General features: G+C 70.2%; 26 protein-coding genes. 16 read left to right on the top strand and 10 right to left on the bottom strand.

The genetic code is table 11. The annotated features are described in order from the left end of the window. Positions 1–17: 17 nt before the first annotated feature. Entirely contained in the window at positions 18–1,562 is a 1,545-nt protein-coding gene (locus K2W61_RS21130) for an NYN domain-containing protein (RefSeq protein ID WP_236756473.1), read from the bottom strand. 106 nt (positions 1,563–1,668) lie between these two features. Between K2W61_RS21130 and K2W61_RS21125 the strand changes: the two genes are divergently transcribed. The 9 genes from K2W61_RS21125 to K2W61_RS21085 all read left to right on the top strand — a co-directional run bounded on the left by K2W61_RS21125 (position 1,669) and on the right by K2W61_RS21085 (position 9,101). Then, positions 1,669–2,241 carry a GNAT family N-acetyltransferase gene (locus K2W61_RS21125; RefSeq protein ID WP_217483952.1) on the top strand — a complete coding sequence of 191 codons (573 nt, stop codon included), beginning with the start codon at positions 1,669–1,671 and terminating at the stop codon, positions 2,239–2,241. A 171-nt stretch (positions 2,242–2,412) separates the two neighbouring features. Then, a complete protein-coding gene (locus tag K2W61_RS21120; RefSeq protein ID WP_175135959.1) occupies positions 2,413–3,276 on the top strand; it encodes a motility protein A in 864 nt (287 codons plus the stop codon). Beyond that, positions 3,273–4,298 carry an OmpA family protein gene (locus tag K2W61_RS21115; RefSeq protein ID WP_236756472.1) on the top strand — a complete coding sequence of 342 codons (1,026 nt, stop codon included), beginning with the start codon at positions 3,273–3,275 and terminating at the stop codon, positions 4,296–4,298. The genes K2W61_RS21120 and K2W61_RS21115 overlap by 4 nt, the downstream gene beginning before the upstream one ends. 128 nt (positions 4,299–4,426) lie before the next feature. Next, positions 4,427–4,780 (top strand): YciI family protein, encoded by a 354-nt coding sequence (locus K2W61_RS21110; protein WP_175135921.1) that lies wholly within the window; start codon positions 4,427–4,429, stop codon positions 4,778–4,780. Positions 4,781–4,950: 170 nt separating this feature from the next. Then, complete coding sequence (locus tag K2W61_RS21105) at positions 4,951–5,364, top strand: YciI family protein (RefSeq protein WP_175135922.1); 414 nt, start codon at positions 4,951–4,953, stop codon at positions 5,362–5,364. A gap of 39 nt (positions 5,365–5,403) precedes the next feature. After that, positions 5,404–5,811 carry a VOC family protein gene (locus K2W61_RS21100; protein ID WP_236756471.1) on the top strand — a complete coding sequence of 136 codons (408 nt, stop codon included), beginning with the start codon at positions 5,404–5,406 and terminating at the stop codon, positions 5,809–5,811. Further along, positions 5,808–7,100: an RNA polymerase sigma factor gene (locus K2W61_RS21095; RefSeq protein WP_175135924.1), complete on the top strand. Its 1,293-nt coding sequence runs from the start codon at positions 5,808–5,810 to the stop codon at positions 7,098–7,100. Before K2W61_RS21100 ends, K2W61_RS21095 begins: the two co-directional genes overlap by 4 nt. Before the next feature lie 58 nt (positions 7,101–7,158). Further along, complete coding sequence (locus K2W61_RS21090; RefSeq protein ID WP_272909325.1) at positions 7,159–8,049, top strand: AraC family transcriptional regulator; 891 nt, start codon at positions 7,159–7,161, stop codon at positions 8,047–8,049. A 98-nt stretch (positions 8,050–8,147) separates the two neighbouring features. Next, the gene (locus K2W61_RS21085) at positions 8,148–9,101 is read left to right on the top strand and encodes a DMT family transporter (RefSeq protein WP_175135925.1); all 954 of its coding nucleotides are present in this window, start codon (positions 8,148–8,150) and stop codon (positions 9,099–9,101) included. A 93-nt stretch (positions 9,102–9,194) separates the two neighbouring features. On the opposite strand, the gene K2W61_RS21080 is transcribed toward K2W61_RS21085, so the two are convergent. Together K2W61_RS21080 and K2W61_RS21075 are read right to left on the bottom strand one after the other, a co-directional pair. After that, a complete protein-coding gene (locus K2W61_RS21080) occupies positions 9,195–9,863 on the bottom strand; it encodes an HAD family hydrolase (protein WP_175135926.1) in 669 nt (222 codons plus the stop codon). Positions 9,864–9,933: 70 nt separating this feature from the next. Further along, positions 9,934–11,142, bottom strand: coding sequence for an MFS transporter (locus tag K2W61_RS21075; RefSeq protein ID WP_236756470.1), 1,209 nt, complete (start codon positions 11,140–11,142; stop codon positions 9,934–9,936). 107 nt (positions 11,143–11,249) lie between these two features. Between K2W61_RS21075 and K2W61_RS21070 the strand changes: the two genes are divergently transcribed. Further along, positions 11,250–12,152: a LysR family transcriptional regulator gene (locus K2W61_RS21070; protein ID WP_236756469.1), complete on the top strand. Its 903-nt coding sequence runs from the start codon at positions 11,250–11,252 to the stop codon at positions 12,150–12,152. A gap of 71 nt (positions 12,153–12,223) precedes the next feature. Here K2W61_RS21070 and K2W61_RS21065 read toward each other — a convergent pair whose 3' ends face one another. The 3 genes from K2W61_RS21065 to K2W61_RS21055 all read right to left on the bottom strand — a co-directional run bounded on the left by K2W61_RS21065 (position 12,224) and on the right by K2W61_RS21055 (position 14,522). After that, on the bottom strand, positions 12,224–13,042 hold the full coding sequence (locus K2W61_RS21065; RefSeq protein ID WP_175139768.1) for a DUF169 domain-containing protein: 819 nt from the start codon (positions 13,040–13,042) through the stop codon (positions 12,224–12,226). Between the two features lie 95 nt (positions 13,043–13,137). Next, complete coding sequence (locus tag K2W61_RS21060) at positions 13,138–13,566, bottom strand: GNAT family N-acetyltransferase (RefSeq protein WP_175139767.1); 429 nt, start codon at positions 13,564–13,566, stop codon at positions 13,138–13,140. Positions 13,567–13,646: 80 nt separating this feature from the next. Next, positions 13,647–14,522, bottom strand: coding sequence for a LysR family transcriptional regulator (locus K2W61_RS21055; RefSeq protein WP_236756468.1), 876 nt, complete (start codon positions 14,520–14,522; stop codon positions 13,647–13,649). Positions 14,523–14,700: 178 nt separating this feature from the next. On the opposite strand from K2W61_RS21055, the gene K2W61_RS21050 reads away from it, so the two are divergent. Continuing rightward, positions 14,701–15,828: a retroviral-like aspartic protease family protein gene (locus K2W61_RS21050; RefSeq protein ID WP_175135751.1), complete on the top strand. Its 1,128-nt coding sequence runs from the start codon at positions 14,701–14,703 to the stop codon at positions 15,826–15,828. A 131-nt stretch (positions 15,829–15,959) separates the two neighbouring features. Beyond that, positions 15,960–16,565 (top strand): glutathione transferase GstA, encoded by a 606-nt coding sequence (gene gstA, locus K2W61_RS21045; RefSeq protein ID WP_175135752.1) that lies wholly within the window; start codon positions 15,960–15,962, stop codon positions 16,563–16,565. 60 nt (positions 16,566–16,625) lie between these two features. Here the strand turns inward: gstA and K2W61_RS21040 are convergent, their stop codons facing one another. Then, positions 16,626–17,387 carry a DNA alkylation repair protein gene (locus K2W61_RS21040; RefSeq protein ID WP_175139766.1) on the bottom strand — a complete coding sequence of 254 codons (762 nt, stop codon included), beginning with the start codon at positions 17,385–17,387 and terminating at the stop codon, positions 16,626–16,628. Further along, on the bottom strand, positions 17,384–17,917 hold the full coding sequence (locus K2W61_RS21035) for a MarR family winged helix-turn-helix transcriptional regulator (RefSeq protein WP_175135754.1): 534 nt from the start codon (positions 17,915–17,917) through the stop codon (positions 17,384–17,386). Before K2W61_RS21035 ends, K2W61_RS21040 begins: the two co-directional genes overlap by 4 nt. Before the next feature lie 114 nt (positions 17,918–18,031). Here K2W61_RS21035 and K2W61_RS21030 point away from each other — a divergent pair, with 114 nt between their 5' ends. After that, on the top strand, positions 18,032–18,841 hold the full coding sequence (locus K2W61_RS21030) for a nucleotidyltransferase domain-containing protein (protein WP_236756467.1): 810 nt from the start codon (positions 18,032–18,034) through the stop codon (positions 18,839–18,841). A gap of 11 nt (positions 18,842–18,852) precedes the next feature. Next, positions 18,853–19,347 (top strand): GNAT family N-acetyltransferase, encoded by a 495-nt coding sequence (locus K2W61_RS21025; RefSeq protein ID WP_175135756.1) that lies wholly within the window; start codon positions 18,853–18,855, stop codon positions 19,345–19,347. A gap of 9 nt (positions 19,348–19,356) precedes the next feature. Here the strand turns inward: K2W61_RS21025 and K2W61_RS21020 are convergent, their stop codons facing one another. Both K2W61_RS21020 and K2W61_RS21015 read right to left on the bottom strand, forming a co-directional pair. Continuing rightward, positions 19,357–20,163 (bottom strand): IclR family transcriptional regulator, encoded by an 807-nt coding sequence (locus K2W61_RS21020; protein ID WP_175135757.1) that lies wholly within the window; start codon positions 20,161–20,163, stop codon positions 19,357–19,359. Further along, the gene (locus K2W61_RS21015) at positions 20,160–20,792 is read right to left on the bottom strand and encodes a flavin reductase family protein (protein WP_175139764.1); all 633 of its coding nucleotides are present in this window, start codon (positions 20,790–20,792) and stop codon (positions 20,160–20,162) included. Before K2W61_RS21015 ends, K2W61_RS21020 begins: the two co-directional genes overlap by 4 nt. Positions 20,793–21,021: 229 nt before the next feature. On the opposite strand from K2W61_RS21015, the gene K2W61_RS21010 reads away from it, so the two are divergent. Next, positions 21,022–21,987 carry a Bug family tripartite tricarboxylate transporter substrate binding protein gene (locus tag K2W61_RS21010; RefSeq protein WP_175135759.1) on the top strand — a complete coding sequence of 322 codons (966 nt, stop codon included), beginning with the start codon at positions 21,022–21,024 and terminating at the stop codon, positions 21,985–21,987. A gap of 8 nt (positions 21,988–21,995) precedes the next feature. Continuing rightward, complete coding sequence (locus tag K2W61_RS21005; protein WP_175135760.1) at positions 21,996–22,376, top strand: RidA family protein; 381 nt, start codon at positions 21,996–21,998, stop codon at positions 22,374–22,376. Positions 22,377–22,384 lie beyond the last annotated feature (8 nt).

Here is a 22,384-nt window from a genome sequence, read left to right as displayed (position 1 = left end):
CGCGTTCGCGGCCGCTTTCACTCGGCGTCGGCGGCCTTGCGCGGACGGCGCGTGCGCGGCGCGGTCTTGGCCGCCGTCTTGCGCGCGGTCTTGCGGGCCGGCTTGGCCGGCTCGCTGTCCGCCGGCGCGGCGGCGGGTTCGGATGCGGCGACCACTGCCGGCGGCTGGGTCGGCGGCGCCTCGCTGGCCGTGTCCTGCGCCGGCGCGGGCGAGGCCTTGGCAGCGCGCCCCGTCTTGGCCGCGCCACGGCCGCCGCGCGTTGCGCGCCGGCCCTTGGCGGTGGCCGGTTCGGCGGCGTCGCGCGCCTCCTGGGCTGGCTGCGCGTCAACGGGGCTCGCCCCCGCGTGCGACACGCCGGCGGGCGCCGGGGCGTCAAACGCTTGAGGCGGCAAGCCGGCTCCGGCCTGATCCTGATGCGCCGGACGTTCCTGATGCGCCGGACGTTCCTGATGCGCCTGGCGGTCCTGGTATTCCTGCCGCTGCGGCCGCGCCTGCGGCGCCGGTTGCGCGGCGCGCGGCGCGGGCGAATCCTCGCCCTCCTCGCGATCCGCGTCCGTCAGCGTCCGGCCGTCCGCCTGGCTCGCGCCCTGACGGCCGCCGCGCCCGCTGCCCTGGCTCTTGCGGCCGCCACGCGCGCCGCGCCCGGAACGGGACTCGTGCTCCGCGCTGGGGCTGTCTGCCGCGCCTTCGGCGGCCTCGGCCGCGCGCGGCACCGAGTGGCCCGGCGCGCCGCCGGCGTTGTCACGATAGACGTAGGTGCCGGATTTTTCCTCGCGCCCGACCTCCAGGAAGCCGCGCGACTGCGCCTCGTCCAGCAGGTTGCCGAAGGCGCGGAAGCCGTAGTACGACTCGTTGAAGTCCGGCCGGCGGCGCTTGAGCGCGTCCTTCAGGGCCGAGGCCCAGATCTTGCCGCTGTCGCCGCGCTCGGCCATCAACGCCTCGAACGTCTCGACCACCATGTCGACCGCCTGGGTCTTGCGGGCTTCCAGTTCCTCTTTGCGGCGGCGCTCCTCGTCGGGCGAGCGGCGCTGGCCGGCATTGCCGGCGCCGCGGTTGTCGCGGCGGGCGTCGGCGGCGCGCTGGCCTTCGCGGGCCAGGTCGTCATAAAAGATGAATTCGTCGCAGTTGGCGATCAACAGGTCCGAAGTGGATTGCTTGACGCCCACCCCGATCACCTTCTTGTTGTTCTCGCGCAGCTTGGACACCAGCGGCGAAAAGTCGGAATCGCCGCTGATGATGACGAAGGTATTGACGTGCGACTTGGTGTAGCAGAAGTCCAGCGCGTCCACCACCAGCCGGATATCGGCCGAGTTCTTGCCCGACTGGCGCACATGCGGAATCTCGATCAGCTCGAAATTGGCCTCGTGCATCGGCGCCTTGAATTCCTTGTACCGCTCCCAGTCGCAGTACGCCTTCTTGACCACGATGCTGCCCTTGAGCAGCAGGCGCTCCAGCACCGGGCGGATATCGAACTTCTGGTATTTGGTGTCGCGCACGCCAAGCGCCACGTTCTCGAAGTCGCAAAAAAGCGCCATGCTGACGTTTTCGTTGGCTGCATTCATGTATTTCTCCGTTGGCGCGGCCGCCCAGGTCCGTCGGGCCGGGGCGATTGGCCGCGTTTCGTCGCCCATGATATACATTTCCGCTCGCTCCCCCCCTCGAACCGCCATGCCCGACATGCCCGCCCCGCCCCCGCTCGACACCGAACGCCTGCTACTGCGACCGCTCTGCCGGGACGATGCGCCAGCCATCCAGCGCATCTTTGCGCAATGGGAGGTGGTGCGCTATCTGGCCGAGCAGGTGCCCTGGCCATACCCGGAGGACGGCGCCCGCACCTATATTGAGCAAGTGGCGTTGCCGGCGATGCGGCGCGGCGTGCAATGGCATTGGTCGCTGCGTCCGCGCGCCGAACCCCAGCGCCTGATCGGCGTGATCAGCCTGATGCGCGACGACCCCGGCAACCACCGCGGCTTCTGGCTCGACCCCGACTACCAGGGACGGGGTTACATGACCGAGGCCAGCGAGGCCGTCACGGCCTTCTGGTTCGAGGTGCTGGACCAGCCAGTGCTGCGCGCGCCCAAGGCGGTGGCCAACGAGGGCTCGCGCCGCCTGTCCGAGCGCACCGGCATGCGGCGGGTGGCCACCGAGGAGCGCGGTTTCGTGTCAGGGCGGCAAATGGCCGAGATCTGGGAGATCACGCGCGAGCAATGGCGAGCGCGGCGCACGCCTCCCCGGGGCTGAATCCGGCCCCGTTTATTTGACCGATGGGCGCGCCCCGGACGCCGGTCCAAGCCGGCGCTTACCGCCCCTTTCGCCCCGTTTTCCGACGGATTGCCGCGGCCGCGCCGTGGCTAGAATTTGCCACCATCCCGCACTCCGTGAACCGGATGCGCTAGCTATCGGGCAACATCCATGAATCCGTCTACCGTCATCGGCGCCATCGTCGGCCTGCTCACCCTGGTCATCGTCGTCGCGCTGGCCGCCACCGACCCTGGCCTGTACTTCAACATGCCCGGCCTGGCCATCGTGCTGGGCGGCACCTGCGCCGCGCTGTTCATCGCCTACCCGCTGTCCGAAGTGATGCGGGTGTTCAAGCTGGTCGTCACGGTGTTCCGCAGCGACCAGCACGACCAGCAGCGCGACATCGAGGAACTGGTCAACATGGCGCAGTTGTGGATGAACACCGACGTCCACAAGGTCGAGCAGGAACTCAAGAAGGTCAGCAACCCGTTCCTGCGCACCGGGGTGCAACTGATCATCGACAACACCCCCGAAGACCAGATCATCGAGCTGCTGCAATGGCGCGTGGCGCGGTTGCGCGCCCGCGAGATGGCCGAGGCGCAGATGTTCCGCGTCATGGCCACGTTCGCGCCGGCCTTCGGCATGCTGGGCACGCTGGTCGGCCTGATCAACCTGATGTCGGTGCTGGGCGACGGCAGCATGACCACCATCGGCCAGCAACTGGCCATCGGCCTGATGACCACGTTCTACGGCATCCTGCTGGCCAATCTGGTGTGCAAGCCGATCGCCGTCAAGCTCGAACGCCGCACCGCGCGCCGCGTCGAATCCATGAACATGGTGCTGCAGGGCATCTCCATGATGTGCGAGAAGCGTGGCCCGGCCGTGGTGCGCGAGACCCTGAACTCGTTCGTCATGCACGTCGAGGACGAAATCTACGACGGCGGCGCCGCCACCGCGCCCGCCCGCCCCGCCGCCCCGGCGTCCTCCGCCACCAAGCCCGTCTCCATCACCCGCCCCGCCGCCGCGCGCCAATGAGCCTGATTTCCCCTTCCCTGGCGCAGCGGATCGAGCAGGCCCGCCAGGCCCAGTTGCGCGCGCAGAAGGCCGCGGCCAACAGCGGCTGGCGCCCCAGCAAGAGCGACCGCAAGGACCGCTACGCGCGCTGGCACGTCGACGAAGTCGTTGAAAGCGATGCCGAAAACTGGCTGTTGAGCTACCTGGACCTGATCACCCTGCTGCTGGCCTTGCTGGTGGTGATGCTGGCCGTGTCGCGCCTGAACGGCGGCTTCTATGAGCCCGCCGTGCAGCAGGTCGACATCGTCGGCAGCCTGGCATCCAAGGGACTGCCGGCCTACGACGGCGAATACGCCGAATTCGACACCCCGGACATCCCCGCCAGTTGGGCCGAACTCGCGCCGCCGGTCGCCGCGGCCAGCGCCGGCACGCCCGCGGCCGCGGCCGCGCCGGCCGGCGAAGGCGAGGTGGTGGCACCAGCCGCCCCGCCGCTGAAGGCGCCTTCCAAGGAATCCCTGGGACTGGCCGACCTGGGCAACTCGGTCGACGTCATCATCAACGAGCAGTCGGTGAGCTTTCGCATCAGCAACGAGCTGCTGTTTCCGTCGGGCCAGGCCACGCTCAGCCCCTCGGGCCTGGACGTGATCAAACGCCTGGCCACGATCCTCAACAAGAACGACTACCAGGTTTCGGTCGAGGGCCACAGCGACCCGGTGCCGATCCAGACCCGGCAATTTGCCTCCAACTGGGAGCTGTCCACCAGCCGCGCCACCAGCGTGCTGCGCGAACTGGTGCGCGACGGGGTGGCGGGCGAGCGCCTGCGCGCGGTGGGCTACGCCGAGACGCGCCCGATCGAGTCCAACGACACCGCGGCGGGCCGCGCGGCCAACCGGCGCGTGGAACTGATCATGGACATCACCGCGCCCGCCAAGCCGGCCCAGGCCGAGGCCAAGGGCGAGGCCAAGGGCGAGGCGGCCACGCCGGCCAGCGCCGCCGCCGGCAAGGCCGCGACGGCCAAGGCCGGCGCCGCCGGCAAGTCCTGAAGCGCCCGCCTCCCTAGCGGCGGACTCGAACCTGTCCGGCGCGCCGCAAACAGCGTAATCTGGCGGCTGCCGGCCGCGCGTGACGCGCGCGCCGGCGCTGTCGCCGACCTTGCCACCAGGAACCGCCCATGCCGTACATGCTTCTCATCGTCGAGCCCCCCGGCCAGCGCGCCGAGCGCACGCCCGAGGAAGGCCGCGAGGTCTACGCCCAGATGGTGCGCTACGCCGAAGGACTGCAGGCGCGCGGCCTGCTGGCGCGCGCCGAATCCCTCAAGTCAGATGCCGACGGCGTGCGGCTGCGCGTGCGCGACGGCCAGCGCACGCTGGTCGATGGCCCCTTCGCCGAGGCCAAGGAAATGATCGGCGGATTCTTCCTGCTCAACTGCGAGGATCGCGACCAGGCGCTGGCGCTGGCCGCCGAATGCCCGGCGGCGCGCTGGGCCACGGTCGAGGTGCGCGAGCTGGGGCCCTGTTTCATGTAGCGCCGGATCACCGCCACGGGCGGTGGCGGGGCGGCGCGCGGCCTGGACCGCACTAGGTACTTACCCTGATCCACCCGCTTTCCTGTCGATTCGCGCATGCCACATGCGTCGTGCCAGTGCCGACCCCGCCGCCCCTTGCGGCCGGGCCCATCGATACCAGGAGATTCCCGATGCGATTCATGATCATCGTCCGCGCCAACGCCGACAGCGAAGCCGGCATGCTGCCCGAGGCCAGCCTGCTGGACGCCATGGCGACCTACCACGAAGCCCTGGCCAAGGCCGGCGTGCTGCTGGACGCCAACGGCCTGCAGCCGTCGTCCAAGGGCTGGCGGGTGCATTACGACGACCAGGGCCGGCGCCAGGTGATCGACGGCCCCTTTGCCGACACCAAGGAACTGATCGCCGGCTACACCATGATCCAGGTCCGCTCACGCGAAGAAGCCCTGCAATGGACGCTGCGTTTTCCCGACCCCTTCCCCGGCCGGCCCTGCGCCATCGAGGCGCGCCAGGTGTACGAGCTGGAGGATTTCGGCCCCGGCCAGGAAATCGACCGCTTCCGCGAACTGTCCGGCACCGGCCAGTGAACCGCCCCTTCCCGCCACAATCCCCCCGCGAGGCCCGTCATGCACAAACAGATCTTCGTCAACCTCCCCATCGCCGACATGCAGAAATCGCAGGCCTTCTTCAAGAGCCTGGGTTTCCGCTTCAATCCGCAATTCACCAATGAGCAGGGCGCCTGTATGGTGGTCGGCGACAACATCTACGTCATGCTGCTGGTGAAGGAATTCTTCCAGGGCTTCACGAACAAGCCCATCGCCGATGCCAAGGGCGCCACCGAAGCCCTGATCGCGCTGTCCTGCGAGAGCCGCGCCGAAGTCGACGACCTGGTGGCCCGCGCCCAGGCCGCGGGCGGCACGGCGCCACGCCCGCCGCAGGACCATGGATTCATGTACGGACACGGCTTCGATGACCTGGACGGCCACATCTGGGAAGTGTTCTACATGGAACCCGGCCAGACGCCGCAGGCATGACCGCCCCAGCCGGATCGGCGGCCACCCACCGCGCCATCGAAGCCGTCTGGCGCATCGAGGCCGCCAGCGTCATCGCCGGCGTTGCGCGCCTGGTGCGCGATGTCGGCCTGGCCGAGGAACTGGCCCAGGATGCGCTGGTGGCCGCGCTGGAGCGCTGGCCGGCCAGCGGCGTGCCGGACAACCCGGGAGCCTGGCTCATGACCACCGCGAAAAACCGTGCCCGCGACCGCCTGCGGCTGGACGCCATCCATCGCCGCAAACATGAGCAGATCGGCCATGAGCTGGAAGCGCTGCAGGCCGACATCGAGCCCGATTTCGTCGAGGCCCTGGACGCCGCGCGCCAGGACGACATCGGCGACGACCTGCTGCGGCTGGTGTTCACCGCCTGCCATCCGCTGCTCTCGACCGAGGCGCGCGTGGCGTTGACGCTGCGCCTGCTGGGCGGGCTGTCCACCGCTGAAATCGCGCGCGCCTTTCTGGCTTCCGAGTCCACCATCGCCCAGCGCATCGTGCGGGCCAAGCGCAGCCTGTCGGCGGCGCGCGTGCCGTTCGAAGTGCCCGGGCCGCAGGAACGCGCCCAACGGCTGGACTCGGTGCTGGAAGTGATCTACCTGATCTTCAACGAGGGCTATTCCGCCACCGCGGGCCAGGACTGGATGCGGCCGGCGCTGTGCGATGAAGCGCTGCGGCTGGGCCGCATCCTGGCCGAACTGACGCCCGCCGACAGCGAGGTGCATGGACTGGTGGCGCTGATGGAATTGCAGGCCTCGCGCCTGCACGCCCGCAGCGATGCCCAGGGCCGGCCGGTGCTGCTGCTGGAGCAGGACCGCGGCCGCTGGGACGCCCTGCTGATCCGCCGCGGCCTGGCCGCGCTGGAACGCGCCGAAAGCCTGGGCGGGGCCAGCGGCCCCTATGCGCTGCAGGCGGGGCTGGCGGCCTGCCACGCCCGCGCGCGGCGGCCGCAGGACACGGATTGGGCGCGTATCGTGGCGCTGTACGACGCGCTGGCGCAGGCCATGCCCTCCCCGGTGGTGGCGCTGAACCGCGCCGTCGCCGTGGGCATGGCTTTCGGCCCGCAGGCGGGACTGGATCTGGCCGACGACCTGGCGCGCGATCCGGCGCTGGCCAACTACCACTGGCTGCCGAGCGTGCGCGGCGACCTGCTGGCCAAACTGGGCCGTCACGCCGAGGCGCGGGCGGAGTTCGAACGCGCCGCCGGCATGACGCGCAACGCCCGGGAGCGCGAGATGCTGCTGGCGCGGGCGCAGGGGTTGCCGGCAACGGACTGAGCGCCACTGCCGCGCGTGCGCTGACCCCGGCGGACGCCGAACGTGCTTAAATTCCGCCATGGTCTGCCCCCCGCCCCGTGCCGTCGGCGTCCCTGCCGCCCCCGAGGCGCGCCCCGAGCCGCCGCTCGCGGGCGTGCCGCAGGCCTTCGACCATCCCAACGACCGCGCCGAATTCCGCCGTCCGGCGCACCGGCCCGGCATCGAGCTGTACCGCGCCCACATCGTCCGCCACGCCTTCGAACCGCACACCCACGAGGCCTTCGGCCTGGGCGCCATCGAATCCGGGGTGGAACGCTTCCGCTACCGTGGCGCCGACCACCTGGCGCCGCCCGGCTCGGTGGTGCTGATGAACCCCGACGAACTGCACACCGGCCGCGCCGAGACAGAAGGCGGCTGGCGCTACCGCATGGCCTATATCGACGCGGATGTTGTCGCCCAGGTGGCCGGCGAAGCCGGTTGGTGGTTCGATTGCGCCGTGGGCCACGATGCCGCCGGCGCGCAGCGCGTCACCGCCCTGCTGGACGCCCTGTGGCAGGCGCGCGAGCCGCTGGCGTTCGACAGCGCCCTGCACGCGCTGCTGACCGAGTTCCGCCGCCATGCCCGCGTGCCGCGGCCGCCCCGGCCCGAAGGCGCGCCGCGCTTCGCGCCGGTGATCGACTACCTGCGCGCCAACCTGGCGCGGCGCCTGACGCTGGAGGAACTGGCCGCCGTCGCCGGCCTCAGCCCGTTCCATTTCCTGCGCAGCTTCCAGGCGCACACCCATGCCACGCCGCAGCAGACACTGATGGCGCTGCGCCTGTTCGAAGCCAAGCGGCTGCTGGCCGCTGGCCAGGCGCCAGCCCAGGTCGCGCTGGCCGCCGGCCTGACCGACCAGGCCCACCTGACCCGCGCCTTCAGCCGCCGCTACGGCGTCACGCCCGCGCGCTACCAGAAGCAGGTGCGGGCCTGAGCCGCGCGCCCGCCCCCGGGCCGCAGCAATCTGGTACAAGACCGGCCGCCGTCCCGCTGGCTAGACTGGCCGTCCGTTGAATACGAGTCGGAATCTCTATGTGGGCAGGAACCCTGTACGCCCTGGCGGCCGGACTGATGTGGGGCCTGGTGTTCGTCGGCCCGCTGCTGCTGCCGGAATACCCCGCGGCCCTGCAATCGGTGGGACGCTACCTGGCCTTCGGCCTGATCGCCATCCCCCTGGCCTGGCTCGACCGCAAGGCCCTGCGCCAGCTCAGCCGCGCCGACTGGATCGAGGCCCTGAAGCTGGCCGCCATTGGCAACCTGCTGTACTACCTGTGCCTGGCCAGCGCCATCCAGCGCGCCGGCGGCCCGGTGCCGACCATGATCATCGGCACGCTCCCGGTGGTGATCGCCGTCAGCGCCAATTTGCGCAACGCGCGCCGCGACGGCCGCCTGCCGTGGAAGCGGCTGGCGCCGTCGCTGGCGCTGATCGCGCTGGGCATCGCCTGCGTCAACCAGGTCGAGTTGCAGGCGCTGCGCCAGGAGGCCGACGCCGATCTGTCGCGCTATGCGATCGGCGCCGTGCTGGCGCTGGGCGCGGTGGTCTGCTGGACCTGGTATCCGCTGCGCAACGCCGACTGGCTGCGCAACCATCCGGGCCGCAGTCCGCGCACCTGGGCCACGGCCCAGGGCGTGGCCACGCTGCCGCTGGCGCTGGCCGGCTATGGTCTCTTGTGGGGCGGCATGGCCCTGAGCGGCAGCGATTTCGCCATGCCGCTGGGGCCGCGCCCCGAGGCGTTCCTGGGGCTGATGATCAGCATCGGCCTGTTCGCCTCGTGGCTCGGCACGCTGTGCTGGAACGAAGCCAGCCAGCGCCTGCCGACCGCGCTGGCCGGACAGTTGATCGTGTTCGAAACGCTGGCGGCGCTGGCCTACGCCTTCATGCTGCGCGGCAGCCTGCCGCAGCCGCTGACCCTGGCCGGCATCGCCCTGCTGATGATCGGTGTGCTGCGCGCGGTGCGGGTCAAGCCCGAACCGGTGCCGGCCTAGGGTCCGTGCAAACCGAAAGCCGCCTGGCGCCGGCCGCCAGACGGGCGCCGGCGCGCCGGCCCTGATCGAGACATCGGCGGCCTTGCCGCCCGCCTAGATGATCTCGGGCAGGCGCCGTAGATCGTCGATGACCTCGAACGCGCCTTCGTCCAACAGGCGCTTGCGCTGCTCCGGCCCGGCGTGCGAGGCGCCGACGTAGCCCACCGCCCGCATCCGCGCGGCGCGGGCGGCGCGCACGCCGGGCACGCTGTCCTCGACCACCACGCATTCCAGGATCGCGGTGCGCATCTGGCGCGCGGCGAACAGGAACACGTCCGGCGCCGGCTTGCCGTGCGCCACCTGGGCAGTGCTGAATACATTGGGCGCGAACGCCTCCCACAACCCCACCAGCTTGAGCGCCGCCTCCAGCTTGGGCGGCGTGCTGCTGGACGCCACGCAATAGTCCATGCCGCGCTGGCGCAAGGCCGCCAAGGTCTCGCGCACCCCGGGCAAGGCGCGCAGTTCCTGGCGGAAGGTGTCCTGCAGGCGGTCGGCATAGCGGCGCGGGAAGTCCGCCGGCAAGGCGCGGGCATTCTCGTCCTGCAAGGTCTGCCACATGTCGGCATCCGGAATGCCGGCGAAGCGCCGCGCCGCTTCCTGCGGCGTGATGGCGATGCCGTGTTCGGCCAGCGCGCACGACTGGGCGCGGGCGGCAATGATTTCGCTGTCGATCAGGACACCATCGCAATCGAAGATGACCAGGCGCGGGGCAGGCGTAGACATGAGGACTCCAGCGGGGACGATGCCCCATGATAGGCCGTCCGCATGACAATCGCAGCGCCGCCCCGGGCGGCTACAACCGGGCGCCGTTCAAGCGCCGCAGCCGCCACGCAATCGCCACGCCGCCCAGCGCCGCGGCCGCCACCACCAGCGCGGCCTGCGCCCAGCCGTAGCGGTCGATCACGCCGCCCACGGTCACCGGGCCGATCACCTGCCCCAGGTTGCTGCCCATCATCACCAGCCCCACCGTGGCCGCCGTCAGCGCCGGCCGCGGCGCCACAAGCGGCGCGCTGCCCAGCAGCGTCGCCGGGATCAGACCGCCCACCGCCGAAAACAGCACGCACAGCAGGAAGGTCGGCATCGCCGGAAACACCGAGCGGAAGATCAGCAGCGCCACCACGCCCATGGCCACGCTGGCGCAGGCGATCAGGGTCGACCGGCGCCAGCCGCGCGACAGCAGCACGCCGGCGCCCAGGTTGCCGATGATGTTGGCGGCGCTGGCCGCCGCGCTGTACAGCCCGGCCGTGGCCAGCGGCAGGCCGAGCTTATCCATCAGCAGCACCGGCAGGAAGGTGAATAGCGCGAAGAACATCAGGCTGTAGAGCGTGAACGAGGCCGCCAGCAGCATCGGCCCGGCCGCGCCCAGCGTATCGGAGGTGTCCTGCCGCAGCCCGCGCCAGGACAGGCCGGCGCCGGCGGGCGTGGGCGGCGCCAGCGCGGCGATGCCGCCCAGCGCGACCGCGGCGGCCGCGCCGGCGCACCACCAGTAGGCGTGCCAGTCACCGAAGGCCTGCGAGGCCAACATGGCGATCGCCATGCCCGCCGGCATGTAGCAGCTCCACAGCGCGAACGCCAGGTCGCGGCTGGACGGCAGCACCAGGCGCTGCAAGGCCGCCGGCCCCGCCACCGTGATCAGCAGGAACCCCAGCCCCTCGACCACACGCGAGGCCAGCAACACCCCATAGCCCGGCGCCAGCGCGCCCGCCGCCGTGCCCGCGGCCACCGTCGCCAGCCCCCACAGCAGCATGCGGCGCGCCCCGAAGCGCGCGATCACGCCGCCCGCCGCGATGCCGCCCAGCACGCCCAGGATCGAGAACACCGCCGTCAACGTGCCGATCGAGGCCAGGTCCAGCCCCAGGTCGCGCCGCAGCAAGGGCGCCGCGATGATCACCTTGCCCACCTGCAACGACGCCACCACCCCGGCGCCCACGATCGCCAGCACCGCCGCCCAACGCGTCGCCGCCGGCTGACCGGCACCCGCCGCGCCTTCCACCTTGTCCATCCTTGCCTCTCCTCGCTTGCAATGCCGCCAGCATGCCGGCCGGAACCGATTCTGATAAGTGATAATCTTTTGATGAAACCGATCTTGAAAATAGATCAGGACGCACGATGATAGATGCCCTCACCCTGGATCAACTGCGCGTGTTCGCCGCCGTGGCCGACACCGGCAGTTTCCGCGCCGCCGCCAAGCAGCTGGCGCGGGTGCAGTCGGCTGTCAGCCACGCGATTGCCAACATGGAAACGCAGTTGGGCGTGAAGCTGTTCGACCGCGGCGGCCACCGCCCCGTCATGACGCCGCAGGGCCAGGCGCTGCTGGCCAATGCCCGCGACATCCTGCTGCGGGTCGACGCCATGCGGGCCCGCGCCCAGGGATTGGGCGAAGGCGTGGAGCTGGAACTGTCGCTGGTGGTGGACACGCTGTATCCGATCGCGCAGGTCGGCGCGGCGCTGAACCGCCTGCGGGCGGCCTATCCCTCGGTCACCACGCGCCTGGCAGTGCTGCCGCTGGGCGGGCCGATCGCCGCGCTGCTCGATGGCAGCCACCAACTGGGCATTATTGCCGGCGAGCATTTCCGCCATCCGCGCATCGCCATGCAGGCGCTGGCGGCGGTGCAGATGGTGGCCGTGGTCGGCGCCGCCCATCCCCTGGCCGCGCGCGTGGCCGACGGCGCGCCGCTGACGGCGCCCGATCTGGCCGATCACCTGCAAGTGGTGCAGATCGACCCGTCCACGCTCAGCGCCGGCCGCGACTTCGCGGTGCTGTCGCCGCAGACCTGCCGCGTCAGCGGCCAGGACACCAAGCATGCGCTGATCCTGGCCGGCCTTGGCTGGGGCCGGCTGCCGCTGTGGCTGGTCGAGCGCGACCTGGCCGAGGGCCGGCTGCTGCGCCTGCCCACCGGCAGCCTGGGACGCGGCAGCCAGGTGACCACCGAGGTCTACCTGGCGCACCGCATCGACCAGCCGCTGGGGCCGGCGGCGCGCACGCTGGCGGCGGCGCTGGCCGGCGCCTGAGCGGCCGCGCCTGCCCGGCGCAGCGGCGATGCGCCGGGCCTGACCTCCCGCTGTCCGCCCGGCGGCCCGCCTCAGCCGCGCGGCGGCTGCGCGTAGCTCACGCCCATGCCGGCGCGCACATCGTTCTGGATGCCATATGGCGGGATCGGATAGCGCAGGCCGTTGGCCGCCAGCGCCTTCATGCCTTCGATCGCGATGGGCAGGTCGCGCGGCGGCAGCGCCATCAACATTTCCTCGTCCGGCACGCCGCCGTAGCGGCGTTCGGCATAACAGGGCAAGGACAGGCTGGGCTCCCCGGTGGCCAGCGCGCGCCCCCAGGAGTCGGCACAGGCGGTCTCGCCCACCACGCTCCAGTCGAAGCGCCGGTAGTTCTTCCATTGCAGCCCGTTGATCAGGATGATCATCTGCCCGGGCGTCGCGTACACCAGGCAGATGTCGGGCGGGTCGAGCCGGCCCGAGGCCAGCGGCGACACCACCATGGCGCGGTACTTGCCCGCCGGCACACAGGACAAGGCTTCCTGACGCGCGCGCGCATCGGCCCCGGTGGCGTGCCACACGCCGACATATTCCTTGCCGCTGCGCCAGGCCTCGTCCTGCGGCCCCAGGCCGATCACCGCGCGGCACTGCGCGCCGACCAGGTCGTCGCCGGTAATGCCCACCGTCCAGCCCAGCCGTGCCGCCATGCCGACGATCTGGTCGGTGGTATGGGTGGCCTTGGGGCGCCGCAGCCCCTTCACGCCGGCCAGCGCCGCCTCGTCCTCATAGAGCTTCATGCCGATGACGGTGGTCTTGAGCCGCAGCAGGCGGTTCAGTTCGTCGACCAGCGCCGCCCAGTCGCGCGGCGGGTCTTGCGTGGTCGCTCGGGTTGCCCCTTCAGTTGTCTCTTCCATGCCCGTCCTTTGGACTTGTCGTTGGAACAGGCAAGACTACACGAGAGCGGCGCGGGCGCGCCAACCCGCCGTGGGCGCCGCGGCGGCGCCCGACCTCAGGGCCGGCAGGACTTCATCAGGTATTTCGGCGATTCCTGGAAGCCCTGGCGGTCATAGAAGCGGTGCGCGTCCACGCGCCGCTGGTGGCAGTGCACCTCGATGCGGTCGCAGCCGCGCGCCCGCGCCAGCGCCTCGGCGGCCTCTTCCAGCGCCCGGCCGACGCCGCCGCCACGGGCCGCGTCGCCGACGCAGAAATAGGTGATGCGGCAGAAATCCCCCGGCAGCGCCAACTGCACCATGAAATGCAGGCCGATGAAGCCCAGCAGCCGGCCGCCGTCCTCGGCTACCAGCAGCTCGGCATCGCGGTGCGCCAGCAGGCGTTCGATCTTCGCCGGCACGAAGCCCGCGGTGCCGGGATAGCCCAGTTGGGCCAGCAGTTCAACGATATCGGCGCTGTCGCCGGCCTGCGCATCGCGGATGATCATGGCGCCTCGCGGAAAAGAAACGATGGTAGGCGGGCGTCATGTCGCCGCGATGACCGCGCGCCGCCGGACCCGCCAGCGCCTCAGGCGCGGTTGTCATCCTGCCGCAACATCTCGAACAGGGCCTGCACGGCGGCCGCCCCGGGTGCTGCCGGCGAGGCCGCCAGCGCGAAGCGGCGCCGCACCGGCGACGCCAGCGGCAACACCCGCAGGCCGCGCCGGTTCTCCGGCAAGGTCAGCTCGGGCACCAGCGCCACGCCGACGTTGTCGCGCACCAGCGCATAAGCGCTGGACCATTCCATCACCGTGGCGCGCACGTCCGCCAGCGCCAGGCCGGCATCCGCCGCCAAGCTGCCGGCATGCACACTGCAGCCGCCGGTGGCCAGCACGAAAGGCTGCGCCACCAGTTGCGCCAGTGCCACCGACGCGCCGCGCGCCAGCGGATGCGCCGCGGGCAGCACCGCCACCCAGTCGTCCTCGCCCAGCGGACAGGCGCCGCGCCGCGCGGGCGGATTCAGCACCACACCCACGTCCACGGTGCCGGCCGCCAGCAGGTCTTCGATCTCGCTGTCGCTGGCTTCCAGCGGCACCACCTCGATGGCCGGGTGCAATTGGCGAAAGCGCCGCAACACCGGCGGCAGGATGGTCGAGAACACCATCGGGAAACTGGCCAGCCGCAACATTCCGGACGGCGCGCCGGACGCCTCGCGCCCCAGCGCCTGGATGCGGCCGTGCGCGGCCAGCATGGCGCGCGCCTCGTGCGCCACCCGCAACCCCAGCGCGGTGGGCACGCTCTGGCGCCGTTCACGAGTGAACAACGGCGCGCCCAGATGATGTTCCAACTGCGCGATGGCCTGGCTGGCGCCCGACTGCGTCATGCCCACCTGCTTCGCGGCGTGGGTGATGTTGCCGGCGTCCACCACCGCCAGCAGCAAGCGCCAATGGATCAGGTTCATCATGGCATGGAAAAGATAATGGCTCGTCTCGAAACCGGGAATTCTACCGACACCCGCCCCGCCCCTGGATGGGCCGCTGCGGCAGTGGTCTGTCTTTTGGCCCACGTCCGCATGAAGTCATCAAAACGCTATAACGTTTCCCTAAACTCCGCTCTCGCTCAACCCTCAACGGACACTGGAAATGCCGCTCGACCAGTCTGCCTTGCGCAAGGTGGTGCGTTTCGCCCTGATTGCCATGGCCGGGATCGCAACGGGTTGTGATTCCTCCACGCCCGCCGCCCCGGCGGCGCAAGCCACGAGTGCGCTGGACCCGCTGCGCGCGCCGCTCGAACGACTGGGCATGCAAGGCATCGCGCGCGGCGACCTGGCAAATACCGAGGTCCAGCGGGCCCTGCGGCAATTGGCCACCACCCCCTGCAACAGCCAGGCCATGGGCGCCCTGGCGCCGCGGCTCAAAGCCATGGGGTATCGCAAAGAGGCTGCCCAGGCATTGATCACGTTCGCCAACGAATGCGGCAATGCCGACGGCTTCCTGCTGTCGGCCGTGGACGATCTGCTCATGATCCGGAATTATCCGGAGGCCATCGCCATTTCCAACCGCCTGGTCGCCGAACACCCCACCGACATGCGCATACGGTATACACGAGCGCAGGCCTACAGCCAGACACAGCAATACGAACTGGCGCTCGCCGATTACCTTGAAGTCATCGCTCTTTCATCCAATCCGCGGCGGCTGGCTTCCGGCGTGTACACCGACACCGCCCAGGCGCAGGCGAAGCTCGGGCGTCATTGCGAAGCGGCCAGCACCGTGCGCATGTGGATGTCGCTGGATCCCTCGCGCACGCAGAATCCGCACGGCAAACGGCTTGTCGCCGAGTACGAACGCCAACGGGATTGCCCCCCCTCCTATGCCTCGGGCAAGGATACGTTCCCCCGCAAGCCCGACCAGGTCATCCTGGCCTCGGTCGAGGTCAATGGCAGAAAAGGCACCTTCATCATCGATACCGGCGCCAGCGTGGTCGCCATCACCCGCGCCTTCGCCGAGCGCGCGGGCATCGACTATCTTGGCGGACGCAAGGTCGCGGTCCAGACGGCCAATGGCAGCGCCGATGTGCACACGGGCGTGGCCAAGCGCATCCAGATCCGCCAGGTCGCGGCCACCCAGGTCCCGGTCGTGGTCCAGGCCAACGCGGAATCCGTGTTCGGTCCGGGCATCGACGGCCTGCTGGGGCAATCGTTCCTATCCCGTTTCGATACCCACTTCGGGCCCAGCCAATGGTCCATCGCCGTCCCCGCGACGGGCGGCTAGCGCCGTCGTGGGCCGATCTTAGACATCAGAAATACTTATTTCATGTTCCTGAAGAAGTAATTTTACGAATGCACGGCATCGGGCGATCCTGGGCGTCCCCTCCTCAATCTGGATACTCCCGGACGTTTCACATGAAGCTCTATTACGCCCCCGGCACCTGCTCGCTGTCACCTCATATCGTGCTGCGCGAACTTGACCTGCCGTTCGACCTGGTGCGGGTCGACAACCGCAGCAAGCGCACCGCCGACGGCGGCGACTTCCTGGCCATTAATCCTAAGGGCTACGTGGCCGCGCTGGAAATCGACGGCGGCAAGGTGCTGACCGAAGGCCCCGCCATCAGCCAATACCTGGCCGACCTGCGGCCCAAAGCCGGCCTGGTCCCGCCCGCCGCCAGTTGGGCCCGCAGCCAACTGCACGAATGGCTGAACTTCATCTCGGCGGAAATCCACGGCGGCTTCGGTCCGCTGTTCAACCGCGACCTGCCCGAGGCGGCGCGCGCGTGGTGGCAGGCGCGGCTGCAAAAGCGCCTGGAATATGCTGCCGCCGCGCTGCGCGAGCGCCAGGCCCTGGTGCAGGACCGCTACGGCGTGGCCGACATCTACCTGTACGTGGTGCTGCGCTGGGCGCCGCAACTTGGCGTGGACCTGGCGCGCTGGCCTGCCCTGGTGGCATTCCAGCACCGCATCGAATCCCGCCCTGCCGTGCAGGCCGCGCTGGCGGCCGAAGCGCAGGGTTGAGCGGCATGCCCCGGCACGCGATCGCCATCGCTGGCCGCGCGGCCCACGCAGCCCGCGGCGCTACGCCCCGATGGTCCGCAGCGCCCGCTGGCAGATGCGCTGCGTCGCCGCGACCGGACTGTGCGTCAGCCAACGCGCGCACACCCCCCTGACCCAGTCCGGCTGGTCCTTGCTGGCGTCGTTCAGCCAGTTGGCCACCGAATCCTGCACATAGACCGCCGGATCGGCGCGCAACGGCTCCAGCAGCGGCAAGGCCCGCCCCGGGTCGGCCTTGAGCGCGGCCACGTGCGCGCACCAGACCCCGCGCGGCCGCAGCGCCTCGCTGGCAAAGCGGCGCAAGCGCTCGGACGGCATCGCCGTCCACGGTTGCAACTGCGTGATGGCCGCGTCCAGATCGGCCGCCAGCGCCGGCCGCACCGCCAGCCAGGCCCATTCGCGCACGCCGAAATGCGCGTCGTCGGCCAACGGCCGGATCCTTGCCAGGCGTTGCGCCAGCGACAGGTCCGGCGCCGCGCCGATCATGAAGCAGGCCCAGCCGCGCGCGGTGTCCGACGCCTGCGATGCCATCCGCGCGAACCCGGCCGCGCCCAGGCCGTCATGCAGGATGCGGGCCGCCACCGCCATGCGCTTGGAGATGCCCAACGCCGACGCGGCCTGCATGGCGGCGATGCCGTCGGCGCCGACCTCGGGCGCCAAGGCCTGCATCAGAAGGGCGAAGTCCACCGCCAGGCACTCGGTCAGGTGGGTGGCGGGCGCGCCCGCGTTCAACTGCGCCAGGCGCTCGGCGCCAATGTCCTTGACGCCCCGGCCGGCGGCGCTCATGGCGTGCCCCCAGCCAACGCCGCGCGCCCGCTGTCGGTGCCGCGCCACACCTTTGCCAGCAGATCGCCGAGCTGACGCTGCTCGGCCGGCGACAAGCCGTCGAACAGCGAGCCGATCCACTGCGCGTGTTCCTTGAACAGCCGCGCCGCCGCCGTCCTGCCCTTGGGCGTGAGCGTCACCGTGATGCGGCGCCGGTCGTCCTGGCCCGGCTGTCGCAGCGCGAACCCATCGCGCTCCAGCCCGTCGAGCAGGCCGGTGACGGTGGCGCGGGTCACGCCGGCGCGCGCGGCCAATTCGTGCGGCGACAGGCCGCCGGCCTGCCCGTGCAGCAGGAACAGCAGCACGAACTTGCCTTCCGACAACTGCCGCGGCGCCAGGCGCGCGGCGCAATCGCGGTCGATGGCACCGGCCAGCGCCAGCACCTGGAAGCACAACTGGATGCCGCCGGAGGACGCCAGGCCGCGGCGCGCGGCCTCGTCCAGCAGGGCATGGTGCTTGGTTTCCAGCATGGCGGGAATGGGGGGTGGCATGGCGTGTCCGGTGATCGATATGGCAGCAAATGATAAGGCGCCTAATCATAAGATGCAAACGCGGGCCCGGCCGCGACGACGGCAACGCGGCGGCGAAGTGCTAGCATTTCGCGCATGACCTCGATCCTGCGCGCCCACCCCATCGATCCGGCCGTCCGCGAACGCGTCATGGACACCCTGGAACACATCGAGCAGCGCCACGACGTGCGCGTCCTGCTGGCCTGCGAGTCCGGCAGCCGCGGCTGGGGCTTCGCCTCGCCCGACAGCGACTACGACGTGCGCTTCCTGTATGTGCACAAGCTGGACTGGTACCTGCGCGTGGCGCCTCAACGCGACGTGATCGAGCTGCCCATCGACGACGAACTGGACGTGTCCGGATGGGAATTGCGCAAGGCGCTGCAACTGCTGCGCGGCTCCAATCCCACCCTGTTCGAATGGCTCGATTCGCCCGTGCTGTACCGGCAGGACGACGCCACCAGCGCCTGGCTGCGGCACTTCCGCAGCGAGTATTTCTCGCACATGAAAGGCCGTTGGCATTACGTATCCATGGCCGGCCGCAACTTCCGCGAATCGCTGCAGGGCGACACCGTGCGGCTCAAGAAGTACCTGTACGTGCTGCGTCCGGTGCTGGCCGCGCAATGGATCGACAGCGGCCGCGGCATCCCGCCGATGCGCTTTGCCGACCTGGCCGATACCATGGTCACCGACCCCGCGCTGCGCGATGAGATCAACGCGCTGCTGGCCATCAAGATGCAAGCCGGCGAGGCCGAGCACGGCCCGCGCTTCCCGTTGATCCACGCCTACCTGGAGACGACGCTGGCGGCCCTGGAAAACGCGCCCTTCTTCGACCGCCCCGACGGCCAGACCGAACGGCTCGACCGGTTCCTGTACGAAGTCGTGACCGGCGCGCCGCTGACGTACTGAACGCCGCCGTGATGCCGTCCCCCCCAACCGTCACCCTGCGCCGCCTGCGCGCGGACGACGTGCCCATGATCCTGGCCCTGGAATCCGATCCCGAGGTCATGCGCCACAGCACCGGCGTCAAGCCGGCCACGCAGGCGCGCCGCCAGGAACTGCTGGACTGGTTGCAGACACCCCCCGACGACATCGGCCACTGGGCGGTGGTCGATCCGCGCGGCATCGCGGTTGGCTGGATCAGCCTGACCTGGCTGGAAGACACGGGCGCGTTGCAGCTGGCCTACCGCCTGCAACGGGCGGCCTGGGGCCAAGGCCATGCCACGCAGGCGGCGCGCCAGCTTTGTGAGTACGCCTGGCGCACGCTCGACGCGGCGGCGCTGGTGGCCGTCACCTGGCCCGACAACCTGGGTTCGCAGCGCGTGCTGGAGAAACTGGGCTTCACCTTCCGCGCCATCGAGACGCACTATGGCCGCGACACCCGCGTCTACGTGCTGGCGCGTCCCGGCAACTGACCTCTGCGTTCAACGCCGCCGTTCATGCACTTCGGCATGGCGCCGCGCAATCGCCTGGGCGCGGTCGCGCATGCGCTCGACCACCTGCGCCAGCCGCCCGCCCGCCAGGCGCTCGGCCATCGCCGTGACGGTCACCGCGCCCAACGGCTCGCCGCTGTCGGCGCGGATCGGCAGCGCCACCGCGCTGGTGCCCGGCATGAGCCCCGCGGGCGCATGGGCGATGCCGCTGGCGCGCGCCTGCTCGACCCGCGCCAGGATGTCCCCGGCCCGTTCCCCTGCCACCGCCAGGCGCGCGGTATTGGCCTGCACGATGGCGGCACTCTCGGCATCCGGCAGGCACGACAGCAGCGCCACGCCCGACACCCCCAGCCCCAGCGGCCGGCGCACGCCAACCTCGATCGACAACACCTGGATCGGATGATGGCCGGTCTTGCGGCCAATGCAGATCGAATCGTGGCCATGGCGCACGCTTAGAAACACCGTGTCGCCCACCTGGTCGGCCAGCTCCGCCAGATAGGGATCGGCCAGCGTCAGCAAGGGAAAGCGGCGCGTGCGCGCCAGGCCCAGCAGGCTGATTTCGGGGCCGATCAAGTAGCGCCGCGTGGCCGCGTCCTGCTCCACCGCGCCTTCCTGGATCAGCGTCTTGAGCAGCCGGTGCACGGTCGGCCGGTTCAGCCCCGACATGCGCACCAGGTCGATCAGGCGCACGCCGCGCTCCTGGCCGCACGCCACCAGCCGCAGAATGGCCATGGCGCGGCGCACCGTCTGCGCGCCGGGCAGCGCCTCGTCGGCCGCGCCCTCGTCCTGCGGGTTCATGCCGCGTCCTTGCCCATGACGGATTTGGGCGTCTGGCGCAGCGCCCGCTTGGTCACCAGCGGCCCCAGCAGCGCATAGTTCGGGCCACCGATGCGGCACACCGGATCGAGCAGGGTGGTATCGATCTTGCCGTCGCGCGCCAGCCCGTCGCGGATGTGGAACAGCTTGACCTCGCCCACGAAGAACTCGGCGCCGGTGTCGCCGAACGGGATCACGCTGTGCAGCGTGCACTCCAGGCTGACCGGCGCCGCCGCCAGCCGCGGCGTGGCGATGTGCTCGCCCGCCAGCACGTCCAGGTTCAGCAGCTCGGCCTCGCTGACCTGCGGCGGATGCTCCTCGGCGCTGTCGTGGATGGCGTCGAGCAGGCCGGCGTTGCCGATATTCACCACGAAATGGCCGTGCTCCAGGATGTTGTTGGCGGTGTCCTTGCGCCGGCCGGCCTTGCGGCCGATGTTGATGCCCAGCATCGGCGGCGTGTTCGACACGAACGTAAAGCAGCTGAACGGCGCCAGGTTGACCTTGCCGCCCGGCCCCAGCGTGGTGATCCAGGCGATCGGGCGCGGCACCACGATGCCGCTCATGAGTTTGTAGGTTTGTTCGGGGCTGAGTTCCGGGGCGGCGATACGCATCACAAGACGTCCATATGTTGAACCTGTCGGGACGGCACGGCATCGCCGCCGCCCCACGCTTTCAGGGCATTTTCCCGGGTTTTTGGCCAAGTGGTGAATCGGGGCAAACCGCGATTGCCGCAATAAGTCCAACATACGGACTTTTCGGAATTTTTGGCGTTGTCGCCGCGCGGCCAAGTTTCTAGAGTTTCCCAAAACAACAACACCCCCACACACTGGAGACAAAACCATGACCCCGCTTGCAAAGGCTGGCGCCGCCCTGGCGCTGATGGCCGCGACCACGCTGGCCCAGGCCGCCTGGCCCGACAAACCCGTGAAAATCGTGGTGCCCTACCCGCCCGGCGGCAACGTCGATGTGGCCGCGCGCCTGATCAGCCCGGGGCTGCAGGCCGCTTTCGGCCAGCCGTTCATTGTCGAGAACAAGCCCGGCGCGGGCGGCATGATCGCCGGCGAACAGGTGGCGCGCTCGGCGCCAGACGGCTACACGCTGTTCATGGCCGCCAACGGCCCGCTGCTGTTCAGTCCGCTGATCTTCAAGCGCCAGGCGTACAAGTGGGACAAGGATTTCGAACCCATCAGCTCGGTGTCCTACACGCCGCTGGTGCTGCAGGTGCGGCCCGGCCTGCCGGCCAAGACCCTGGGCGAACTGCTGGCGCTGGCCAAGAAGGAACCCGGCAAGCTCAACATGGCCTCGCCCGGCGCCGGCACCACCAACCATCTGGTGAGCGAACTGCTGCAATCGTTGACCGGCGCGCGCTGGACCACCGCGCAATACAAGGGCAACGCCCCCGCCACCACCGACCTGCTGGGCGGCCAGGTGGACTTCAACTTCGACCAAATCTCGGTATCGCTGCCCTACATCAAGGAAGGCCGCACCCGCGCCCTGGCGGTGACCACCGCCAAGCGCGTGCCGTCGCTGCCGGACGTCCCGACCTTCGCCGAGGCTGGCGTGGCGGGCATGGAGGCGGCCACCTTCACCGGCCTGTTGGCGCCCAAGGGCACGCCGCCCGAGGTGCTGGCGCGCCTGAGTCAGGCGCTCGACAAGATCCTGAGCCAGCCCGAGATCATCCAGCGTTTCAAGGAGCTGGGCGCCGACGCGCAGGCCAGCACCCCCGCCGACTTCACCCGCTATCTGGCCGCCGAGGACGCGCGCTGGACGCCCATCATCAAGCGCGCGGGCATTACCGCCAATTAAGGCTCACCATGACACGACAGAGCATCTACGCCGACGGCTTCAGCCACAAGAACCCCATCCCCGCCGCCTGCCGCGTCGGCAGGCAGTTGTATTCGGGCAGCATCCAGGGCACCGACCCCGCCACCGGCGCCTATGGCGACACGCTGGAACGGCAATGCGAACTGATGTTCGATCACGTGCGCCGCATCGTCCAGGCCGGCGGCGGCTCGCTGGCCAACATCGCCAAGATGACCGTGTGGATGCGCGACCGCTCGCAGCGCGCGGCGCTCAACGCTGTCTGGCTGCGCGCCTTTCCCGATCCCGCCGACCGGCCCGCGCGCCACACCATGCAGGCCGACCTGGACGGCGACAAGCTGATCGAATGCGACTTCGTCGCCGTGCTGGACTGAGGGAACCA

Source organism: Achromobacter pulmonis, assembly GCF_021733725.1.
Classification (GTDB): domain Bacteria; phylum Pseudomonadota; class Gammaproteobacteria; order Burkholderiales; family Burkholderiaceae_B; genus Achromobacter; species Achromobacter pulmonis.
Note: the sequence above shows the minus strand (reverse complement) of the source record. Positions and strands in the feature narration are given on the sequence as shown.